Raw genomic sequence first — 9,558 nt, 5'->3', positions numbered from 1 at the left:
GAACGGCGGCCCGGCGGCGTGTGGGGCCGTAGTGGCCGGCGGCGTGGCCCGTGAGGCGGGCGGCGTCGGCGGCACCGAGTTGGAGGGCGGCGTAACGGCGTGGGGGGCCGGAATGACCGGGGCCGATAAAAGGGGATGCACTGCGGTACCGACCCCAGACCCGGGCGGCCCGGGTACCGGGGGCGGCGGCAGCGGGTTCCCCGGTGCGCCGGTCGGGGGTGCCCAGGGAGACGCCGGGCCGGGCGTAGGAGCCGGTCCGGGCTGCGGGGCCCACTCCGCGCCGGCCAGCGGCGGTCGGGCGTGCGGGTCATTCGGCCCGAGGGAAGCCGTTGGGGCCGGGCGCGGCACGGCCGGCGCCGGCGGAGCCGCTGGTGGCTGATGCGGCTGGGGCACGACGGGCATCGAGACGGTCGGGCCGGCGAGAGCGGTCGAGCCCGGCTGGGGCGCGGGAGCGGCGGCGGAGCCGCCGAGGTACTGGCGGGCTGCGCGTACCGCGGGGTGGTCTGGGCCGAGCACCGCGGACCCGACGGTGGCCACCCGGTAGTAGTTGCGCCGGGCCTCGTGCCGGTTGCCCAGCTCCTCCGCGACCCCCGCCAGGTCGAAGCTGAGCGCGAGCATCAGCGGGTCGGCCTCGCCGCGGCGGCGCTCGCCCGCCGCGTACGCCTCCTCCAGCACCCGTCGGGCGGCGGCCGGATCGTCGGCCTCCCGATGCAGCCGGGCGAGCATGTGGCCGGTGGCCAGCACCTCCGGATGGTCCTCCCCGTACGCCGGTCTGGCCCCAGCGATCGCATCGGTGAGCAGGCGGCGGGCGGCGGCCAGATCGCCGGCGGAGCGTAGGGCGAGGGCCTGGTGTTGAGCGGCGGTCAGGGGGGAGGGGTGTGACACGTGAGCAATGCTGCCCGGAATGGGTGCTCGCACGCTACCCGGGCCCGGAGATCCGGTTCGGCGGGCGCGAACGCCCCTGCCCGCCACCGCTCTGAACTGGGGAAACGTGCCGCACGGGTGGCGATGTGCATGATCCATCCGGGCCGTGTACAGTAATCCCCCGTGCGGCCCGCCAGGGCGGCCGAACCGGTGAGAAGCTCACCTCGGCCGACAGGGTAGGCTGGACGAGCAGGTCCGGGTGGCGGAATGGCAGACGCGCTAGCTTGAGGTGCTAGTGCCCGTATAGGGCGTGGGGGTTCAAGTCCCCCCTCGGACACGAACCATTACCCCACGGTGCGCGCTTAGATCCACTGAAGCGCGCACCGTTTGCGTTTCCGGCTGGTAGGTGAGCCGAAGGCCGAGTTGGCGGTAGACCTCGGCCTTGTCCGCCGGGTCGGCCTCGCGAAGGGCCGCGGCGATGTCGCCGAGGGTCGTCACCAGACCTCCGATTTCCGCTCGGCTCATCCGGCGTGGCCTGCTGCCCGCGTTCGCGTCAAGATCTGCTTCGGCGCGGGCGCGTTCGGTCTGGGTTTGAGCGATCCACCCGGTGACTACCGCCGGGTTGGCGCCGGCATCGAGGGCGGCTCGGTAGCGTTCCAGCTTCGCGTCGCATTCGTTGATGATCGTCTGGGCTGCCGTGGCTGGATCGGGCGAATGATTCAGGGGTTGGGCGTCAGCGAGCGCGGTGATTGTCTGTTCGATGCGCTGGGGTGTGAAGGCAGAGGCCAGCCAGGTGTCGAGGGGGTCGGTGAGGGCTCCTCGCTAGGTACACGTTGCGGGGATGGGGGACCTGGTTGGCGAGGGCGTATTCCTGTGGGAAGCGGCAGCGGTAGTAGGCGTCGCCGTGGTTGTACTGGCCCTGCATGCGTCGGTCTCAGGCGGCGCAGTAGATCATGGCGCGGAAGACGTACGGTTGGGGGTGCGCTGCTTGACGTGCTGACCGCCGGTTCCGCGTCCGCGCCGTTGCAGGATTGCTTGGACCTGCTCGAACGTCGCATCGTCGATGAGCGGCTCGTGGGTGATCTCCTTTGAGGCCACCCACTTGTCTCGGGTGTTCCAGCGCATGACGCCGGTGTGGCTCATTGCCACACAAGGCGGGTTAGTATGGAAGCCTTGGCCGCGACAGCCTGAACGTGTTGCCAACGACGAGGTAGTGCTTTGGCGAGGTGTCGCTCGGCAAAAGTTCGCGCGGTCTGTTGATCTAACTTCACGGCGGCAGTGTACGGCCGACCCAGCCTCGGGCGCACTATCGGCGTGGCCACAAGATTCGCAAAATGCAAACCGCTCCCCTAATCTGTCCTCAGGAACTTCGTCGGGCATTGGCGCTGGGACTCCTGGGGAGACGCTTATGGCGTCGGGACGTTCTTCCCATGTCCATCAGCAACTTGACGGCCAAGAGTTCGCCGATCCCGAAGGGGGCCCGCGGACGTCGAGTGATGCCGACCTTGCAGAGTGCCCATTGCCTAAGCTTTCGCGTTAGGACAAAGAGTTCGATGACGGTGATGAAGAGGCCAAGCTGCCCTTTCTCTGCATAGCCGGAGAATTGACCTGCGGGAAGCGCCTCGTCCCTATCGGCAACGGCAGGATCTGTCAGAATCTCGCGCCACCCCGGCCATTCCGCTCCTTCTCGGCGAGCCGTAAGTGCACGAATCAGGCGCCGAAAGTCCTTTCCTAGGATTTGTGTAAAACCGAGGACGTAGGTAAGCCAGATGCTCCCGATTAAGAACAAGGATGGAAGGAACCTAGTTCCAGGCGTCGCGAGAATGAATGCGCCGCCGACGGGGATTGCGGCAACGCCAAAAGCGAAGAACGCTCCGGTGACCACCTTGAACCCGGCAGAGATTGGCTGGCGCGCCGATGATGGCATTCGGAACGGCGCTTTATAAAGAGTCCGTAGAGCCGTGAAGTTTGCAGCCCGAAGGTTGCCGTCCCCTTCTAGCTCGAAAAGCGCAACCCGGTGCGCGGGGTCGGAAGCCCACTCCTCTGCCTGTCTGGTGTATCCGCTTCTCGCGAAAAAGAATGGCCGCTGTCCGGGTTTGGTTAGCCCAGCAAGTCGCTGCACCTCGCTAATCCCAACCCGCTTGGTGTGCCAGAGTTTAACCTGTGCCACAGCCCCCCTGGCGGCTACATCGATCCCGCCGTCTTGGCCAACCGGCGTTATTTCGGCATCCTTGTATCCGAACCGCCTAAGCCAAGCTGCCGCCAACTTCTCGGCCTCACGGTAATCACTCAGGATCGACTCGTTATCGTGTGGTGGCGGTGCTGCATGCGTCTCGAGGATTCGCGGTAGAACTATCTCGTCCTCGAATCTGTAATTAACTGGGATAAACATGCATGCCGCGTACACGGTGACCTGCGCAAGGCTGTTTATTCCGAATGTAAAAGCTAGTATCAGTTGCCCATTCTTGGCATATCCGAAGAAGAGAAGCGCCGCCCAGCAGATTGCGATTAGCCAGGCTGCCGCCCAGCCCACAACTGCGGTGTCGCCCTCCAGCCGAACTCGGGCCGACATTCGAGCAGCTAATATTGGGAACAACGGAAAGAGAGCGGTGATGAAGAATCGCTCCGGTACCGAGGCTTCCGCAATTCCAGCCATCCCGTAAGCGCCGATTCCTGCGACGAGTGTGAAGATTAATGACAGTGCGGCGCCTAGTCTGCGCCTTGAACGGTGGTTGCTCGCGTAGGTCTGCGCCCATTGGCGCCTAGCCTCATAGATCCTGCATGCTGGAGTTGCCGGCTCAGGCGCCGACTGGATAGCAGCTTGCGTCGGAACTGGGTCGTCTGCCACCCATCCATCATGGAGCGAAGGTACGACATTCTGTGCAACCGACGGTGATCGTTTACGCCTGGGCCGTGGTCTTCTGCTTGAGGCGCTCGTAAGGGGTTTGGCCGCCGAGGCCGCCGTGCGGTCGATGGTAGTTGTAGTAGTCCTCCCACTCGCGGAGCTTGTCGTTGAAGACCTGGGCGTCGTCGATCACGACGCCCTCCAGCATCCGGTAGAACTCTTCGGCATCGATGCGGTGGGATCTCTCCACCTTGCCGTTGAGCCGCGGCGTGCGGGGCTTGATGTAGACATGCTGGATGCCCTTGTCCAGCACGTGCCAGTGGAACGCCGACTGGAACTCCGCGCCGTTGTCGGTCTGGATGACCTGCACCTGGAACGGCAGCCGCTGCAGCACGTAGTCCACGAACTGGATCGCGGTCTTCTGGTTGAGCTGCGGGTAGATACGCAGCACCCGCAGCCGCGTGCAGTCGTCGATCGCGGTGAACTGGTAGTACTTGTTGCGCCCGCCGCGCCGGCCGGCCGAACCGATGGGCTCGAGGAACTTCACGTCGATCTGGACCCGGTGGCCGGGCAGCTGCTTCTCGTACCGCTTCCACCGCTTGTCGTGGCGCTTGTAGCGCTGCGAGGCTGGCAGCCGGTTGAGGTCCAAGCGCTTGAGGATCCGCCACACCCCGGAGTGGCTGATGACGACCTCGTGGTACCGCTTGAGGTACATCGCGATCTTCTCGGGACCGAAGTGGTAGTTCTGCCGCAGGTAGATGATCTTCCCAACGACCTCGACGTGGGTGGCGTTGGGGCTGGTCTTGGGTCGCTTGGATCGGCTGCGCAGCCCGTCGACGCCGTCGGCCTGGTAGCGGCGGTACCAGACGTAGTACGCCTGTCGGCTGATCCCGTAATACCGGCAAGTCAGCGCGACGTTGCCGGTGACCTCTTCGACATGGCGGATGATCGCCAGGCACCGTCTGGCCTCCCGGTCGAGCGGGGGCTGAGGAGTGGACATAGATGGTCTCCGTACTGGCCGGAGACCCAGGTGTCAACGATGTCCGTCAGTTTTAGAAGAAGGTACGACATTCTGTCGTACTCCGGTTGATCGGTGAGAAGCCGGCGGCGCGCAGTTCGGAGTAGTCAGCATGGAAGACGTGCCACCAGGTCGTGCCCGGTGGGCCCTCATAGCCACCGCCGTCGGCGGACAGCAGGATGCGATGGTTCGGCCACTCGGGCGCCACCACGTCGATGGTCCAGCCGTCGTCGGTCGTGGCGTGCAGGCCGCCGCCCAACAGTCCGGCGATGCGTACCCGCGTGCCCGCCAGCACGCCGATGCCCGGACAGGCGAGGTCTAGCCCGGATGGTTCTGCGTCGTCGGGGTCGGGGTGACGGTACCCGCTGACGTCCCGAGGTAGGTACGAGATTTCAAGAGCCGCGGTACGGACTCGTTCCAGAAGGAACCCGACCGCTTGAGTAGCTGAGAGCAACCACCGGCGGGGCGGACGGAAATCCCAGCCGCCTTTGGCGTCCGGTCATGCCGAATACAGTGCATTCGGCCTCGCCTAGCGCTCACCCAGGCGACCGGACGCCTATAGGCCGGCCTGCACCAAATCGCGCAGGAACGCGGCCCCGGCGACAACGCGGTCAATCGCGTCGACGAGGCCGTTGGCGCCTTCCTGCTGGGGGATGGTGAGCATGACGGCCTCGTCCGCGGTGTACACGACTCCGTGCCGCTCGAACACTCCGGCGATCTTTGCCCTCAGGACCTCATCGTCGGGTACATCGAGCGCGAAGCCGACGTCGATGCTGCGCATGCCGACCCCGCTTTGCACTAACCGCAGCCAGCGGGGAATCGTTTCGTAGCCGGTGAACCAAGGGTCGTCGGCTCGTTTGCCGACGCCGCTGGACTGCCAGACCTGCAGAAGTATCGGGTCGCGGTAGTAGCCGTTGAGCCGCGTGGTGCGAAGCATGCACATGGAGTAGCCGAGCTGGCCGTCGACACCGTAGTAAATGCCGGTGGTGCCGGTTCGCATGGAGGGATATTTCACGAGGTAGTAGCGCCAGTCGAAGGTCTTGGAGTCCTCGCGCTTGGCGAGCCACGCGCCGATTACGTGCTCGAAGTAGTCGCCGGGGTCGCTATCGCTGCCGGCCAAGCCGTCGAGCAGGTGGCCGAGGACGGTTCGTATCGACTGGAGGCCCAGGTACGTGGTGCCGGTGAGGAGATCCCGCCACACGGCCTCGTTGTCGGCTGAGCCGAACTGCCACGACCCGGAGTTGGGTCGCCGGCGCTGATAGTCGCCGAAGGTGAGGAGCGCGCCGGTCAGACCGAGCCACTGCCGCTGGTCCGCGAGCGCGGTCTCGAATGCTCGCGCGCGTCTCGTGAAGGTTTCGCTGCCGAGTTCGAATGCGCTCAGCGCGCCGCGGAGCATTGGATGGTCTTCCAGCCGGAAGAGGGCGGGCGCGAGTTCGGGGTTGGCGTCCAGGAACTTCTGCTTGCGGCGTTCGTCGGCGACCTGGTTGCCGCTGAACCTGGTCACGGCGTCAAGATCGCCGTTGACGATTAACTTCTCTACGTCCTTAACCAGGGCCGGCATGTTGCTGGCGCGCAGCTCGTTTTCGGAGGCCGCGATGAGGTTGCGCAGTATGCGGAGCCGGCGGGGGAAGTCTTCGGTGCCTTCGATCAGGTGCAGGAGGAACGCGTACAGCAGCAGGCGCTGCGGGGCAGCCAGGTTTCCGGGACCGCGCCGGAGGCACTGCCCGAATGGGTCGGTGCCGGCGCCGCCGAACGGCACTACCTTCCGCCAGTCGTAGCGGTCCTGGCCGGGCAGTGCCGTCGACAGGGCATCGCTGAACGTCTTACTGATGTGGGCGGCGTTCTTCCAGTTGTCGAATGCGCCGAAAAGAAAGTCGATGTGATCGTCAGCGCGCGGGTTGGCCTCGCCGAACACGGCGCGTGCCCGGCGGCCAAGCTGTCCAGAATCGACACGGCCCTCGCGGAGTTCGCATAGTTCGGTGATGTAGCCGAGATAGTTGAAGAGCTCGTCGTCGATGAGGTTGTCACCGCCGTGGTACGGCCACAGAAGGTCCGACCACGGCCCGTCGATCTTGTGCGCGAACTCGTCGACCCGGTCGGAGTGCCGGATGTCCTGCTCGAAGCGTGCCTTGAAATTCTCGAACGGCGTAAGCGGCCTGCCCCGGGAGTTCATCTTGATGTAGAGGTCCTCGTCGGATGCCATGTCGTCCAGCGGAAGCAGGTAGAACGAGACGGCGGGCGACTCGGCGTGGGTAAGGCGGTCCCACATGGCCTGCGGATCGTGCCCGGGATGGAGGCGCCGAAGTTGTTCATGGATGGAGTCGACCATCACGAGCATGGCCTGGATGGTCGGGTCGTTGTGCCATACGTGTAGGTACCAGGCCTGGTCGATGATCCAGGTCGACGGCGTATCCGCGGCCGGGGGCAGCGGGTTGGCGGCCAGTCGCTGGCAGAACAGGCGCGCGCTCGGGCGCGTTGCATAGGAGAACCGGGTCCAGGCTGCCCCGGCGTCCAGGCAGCCGGCCGCCGAGGCGAGGTACCAATGCAGAAGGTACAGGGTGGTCAGCCGCTGCTGCCCGTCGAGGGGATAAAACGTCGTGCCCTCGATCCGGCCGTACACGAAGTCGAGGCCGACCGGCTCACTCCCGGCGATCGCGTCGAGCAGGACCTCCAGGAAATCGACCCGGATCTCCCGCGCCCGCTCGTCCGGACGGCCCTGGGCGTAATCTCGCTGGATGAGCGGGATCTCGACGCCGCCGATGTCCGGCCCGCCGCCAGGCAGGGCTTCGAAGAGGCCCACATACGACGTTAGATAGCCCTTCATGGCGTCGCGCCCTGGCTGGGGAGCAGGTAGGTGCGCAGCACGTCGAGCATCTCGGTGAAGTAGTGCTCCCGGTCGTCGGCGCTCCAGAAGTGCATTTGGTGCTCGCCGGCCGGCGAGTAGTACTTGAGGAACACGTTCCTGGTGCACACCGGGATGTAGGACCCCTTCCGATCTCGGTCGATCATTACGGCCCGCTTCACGGCGAACACGGAGTTGCGCAGCGCGCTGTTGTCGTTCCGCTCGAGCAGCGCCAGGTTGGCGATCGAGTCCACGCCGCCGACACCCGAGGCGTCGTGGGGCGAGAGCAGAGCGGTCAGTTCTCGTTCGCACGGCCGGAAGTCGGCTTCCGTGAGGGCCGAACTGGCCAGCACCGAGTCGACCCGCTCCAGCACGGCCTTTTTCGTGGCCGGGTCGATGGCGTCGAGGGCCAGCAGCGCCTTGCGGTGCAGTTGCAGCCATTGCGTCCACTGCGCCACGGTGCTGAGCTGTTCGGCGTTCTGTGCGTGAATGTGCTCCAGCGACCACCGCCCGGCGGCGTGCTCCCTGAAGGAGTACCGCTCCGAGGAGCCCCTCCTGCGTCGGATGGTCTCGACGTTCATCAGCAGCAGCGCCCGGCTCGCCTTGTCGTCCTTGTCGTAGCCGAGCTCCCGCAGATCGGCCTCGGACAACCGCAGCCGGTCACGGATGAGTCCGTCAAGGTCGGTCTCGAACTTCGACTTGGCCTTGTTCCCCGCGAGGTCGATCAGACTACGCAACGACGCACCCTGCGCCACCAGGAAACCGATCTTGTGGAAGAGGTCGCGGTTCTCGTACCACCCTACGACCAGGGAATGCAGGTCGACCACCTGGTTCCAGAACTCCTGCGGTCGGTCCGCGATCTGTTCTCTGAGCGTTTCGAAGGTGTGGAACGGTGGCCGTTCGCGGCCGAGCGGCCCGCCCGCAATGGTGTCCAGCAGCAGGCTGATGTGCGTCGGGCTAGGCGACGCCGTTCCGGTGATGAACGCCCACAGTTCCGGGTTGCGCAGGTCGCGCTCGATGCCATCCCATTGCGCCGCGATCTCCAGCGCACGATCGGTCACGCCGGGACCACCGCGGCTTCGCGACAGCAGGAGGGCTTTGACTAGCTCGGCGTCCGTGAGCGGAATGCGGCCGACGTTCAGCCGGGTGAACAGCGTGACGGCGTCCAGGTCGTCTGTGGCCTCGTACCAGATGACTCGCACCTGCTCGAACAGCGAGCCGTAGAACCTGTTGGCGACGTATTGGCGCCGGCTGCCGTGCGTATCGAACCAGGCGCGGATGCACCGGTAGGACTCGTAGATGTGGAAGAAGTCGATGTTCTGCCGGCTCTGCTCCGAATCAAGTTCCTCCAGGTATGCAGCGCTGCCCTCCCTCGTCTCGTACCGCAGGGAGTAACCAGCGCCGGTGCTCTGCAATCCCTCCCGTTTCATGAACTGGAAGATCAGGAACAGCGTGGTGAGCCGCTGCTGGCCGTCGACCAGCTCCCATTCGTCCCCGTGCGGCTTCACAACCACCGGCTGGAGGTAGTACGGCTGGTCGCGGCTTCCCCAGATATCGTCGAGGAGTCGGCTCACCTCGACCGCGCCCCACCGGTAGCCGCGTTGGTAGGCGGGAACGTAGAACCGGCCGGAGATGTCACCCACAAGCCTGGGCTCCAGACGCGCGTCACCCGTGGATGTCATCATCATCATCGAAGGTCTCCGACACCCAGGCTTCCTCGCTACTCCGACCCGTTGACGGGCCGCTACCCATTCTCAGCCAGACTGAGGAGCCGATCAAGGCATCCTCCTTTGCCACAGTGAGCGCGCACGCCGCGGTACCCAGTCCGCGTGGCAGTCACTCACCGTTGCGTTTCTGCAGCTCGGCCCGAGCCTGATCTACCCATCAGTTCTGGAATCGAGCCGCATCTACCTCGGTGAGATCAACTCGTACCGACAGGGGCATCCCTACCGTGCCGGACACCGCCGACAGCAAAGGGTGGCCTCCCTC

At 65.3% G+C, this 9,558-nt stretch carries 7 protein-coding genes and 1 tRNA gene; 1 reads left to right on the top strand and 7 read right to left on the bottom strand.

What is annotated here, in order from left to right; translation table 11 throughout:
* Positions 1–1,023: tetratricopeptide repeat protein (locus ACWEVO_RS19640; RefSeq protein ID WP_452308965.1), on the bottom strand; the 1,023-nt coding region annotated here is incomplete at its 3' end.
* A gap of 94 nt (positions 1,024–1,117) precedes the next feature.
* Here ACWEVO_RS19640 and ACWEVO_RS19635 point away from each other — a divergent pair.
* Positions 1,118–1,201 (top strand) — tRNA-Leu (locus tag ACWEVO_RS19635).
* A gap of 614 nt (positions 1,202–1,815) precedes the next feature.
* Here ACWEVO_RS19635 and ACWEVO_RS19630 read toward each other — a convergent pair.
* From ACWEVO_RS19630 to ACWEVO_RS19605, 6 genes are all read right to left on the bottom strand, one after another.
* Complete coding sequence (locus ACWEVO_RS19630; protein WP_452308964.1) at positions 1,816–1,989, bottom strand: recombinase family protein; 174 nt, start codon at positions 1,987–1,989, stop codon at positions 1,816–1,818.
* Between the two features lie 235 nt (positions 1,990–2,224).
* Positions 2,225–3,712 carry a restriction endonuclease gene (locus ACWEVO_RS19625; protein ID WP_452308963.1) on the bottom strand — a complete coding sequence of 496 codons (1,488 nt, stop codon included), beginning with the start codon at positions 3,710–3,712 and terminating at the stop codon, positions 2,225–2,227.
* 52 nt (positions 3,713–3,764) lie between these two features.
* Positions 3,765–4,709 (bottom strand): IS481 family transposase, encoded by a 945-nt coding sequence (locus ACWEVO_RS19620; protein WP_452308962.1) that lies wholly within the window; start codon positions 4,707–4,709, stop codon positions 3,765–3,767.
* 52 nt (positions 4,710–4,761) lie between these two features.
* A complete protein-coding gene (locus ACWEVO_RS19615) occupies positions 4,762–5,022 on the bottom strand; it encodes a hypothetical protein (RefSeq protein ID WP_452308961.1) in 261 nt (86 codons plus the stop codon).
* A gap of 261 nt (positions 5,023–5,283) precedes the next feature.
* Positions 5,284–7,551, bottom strand: coding sequence for a DUF262 domain-containing protein (locus ACWEVO_RS19610; RefSeq protein ID WP_452308960.1), 2,268 nt, complete (start codon positions 7,549–7,551; stop codon positions 5,284–5,286).
* Complete coding sequence (locus ACWEVO_RS19605) at positions 7,548–9,260, bottom strand: DUF262 domain-containing protein (RefSeq protein ID WP_452308959.1); 1,713 nt, start codon at positions 9,258–9,260, stop codon at positions 7,548–7,550. Before ACWEVO_RS19605 ends, ACWEVO_RS19610 begins: the two co-directional genes overlap by 4 nt.
* Positions 9,261–9,558 lie beyond the last annotated feature (298 nt).

Source organism: Micromonospora sp. NPDC003776 (assembly GCF_053605645.1).
The sequence above is the reverse complement of the archived record's forward strand: the minus strand, read 5'-3'. Positions and strand labels throughout refer to the sequence as shown.

Coding starts and splice junctions, on each gene's coding strand:
- ACWEVO_RS19630 (WP_452308964.1), bottom strand. CDS start 1,989: ATGCGCTGGAACACCCGAGACAAGTGGGTGGCCTCAAAGGAGATCACC.
- ACWEVO_RS19620 (WP_452308962.1), bottom strand. CDS start 4,709: ATGTCCACTCCTCAGCCCCCGCTCGACCGGGAGGCCAGACGGTGCCTG.
- ACWEVO_RS19610 (WP_452308960.1), bottom strand. CDS start 7,551: ATGAAGGGCTATCTAACGTCGTATGTGGGCCTCTTCGAAGCCCTGCCT.
- ACWEVO_RS19605 (WP_452308959.1), bottom strand. CDS start 9,260: ATGATGATGATGACATCCACGGGTGACGCGCGTCTGGAGCCCAGGCTT.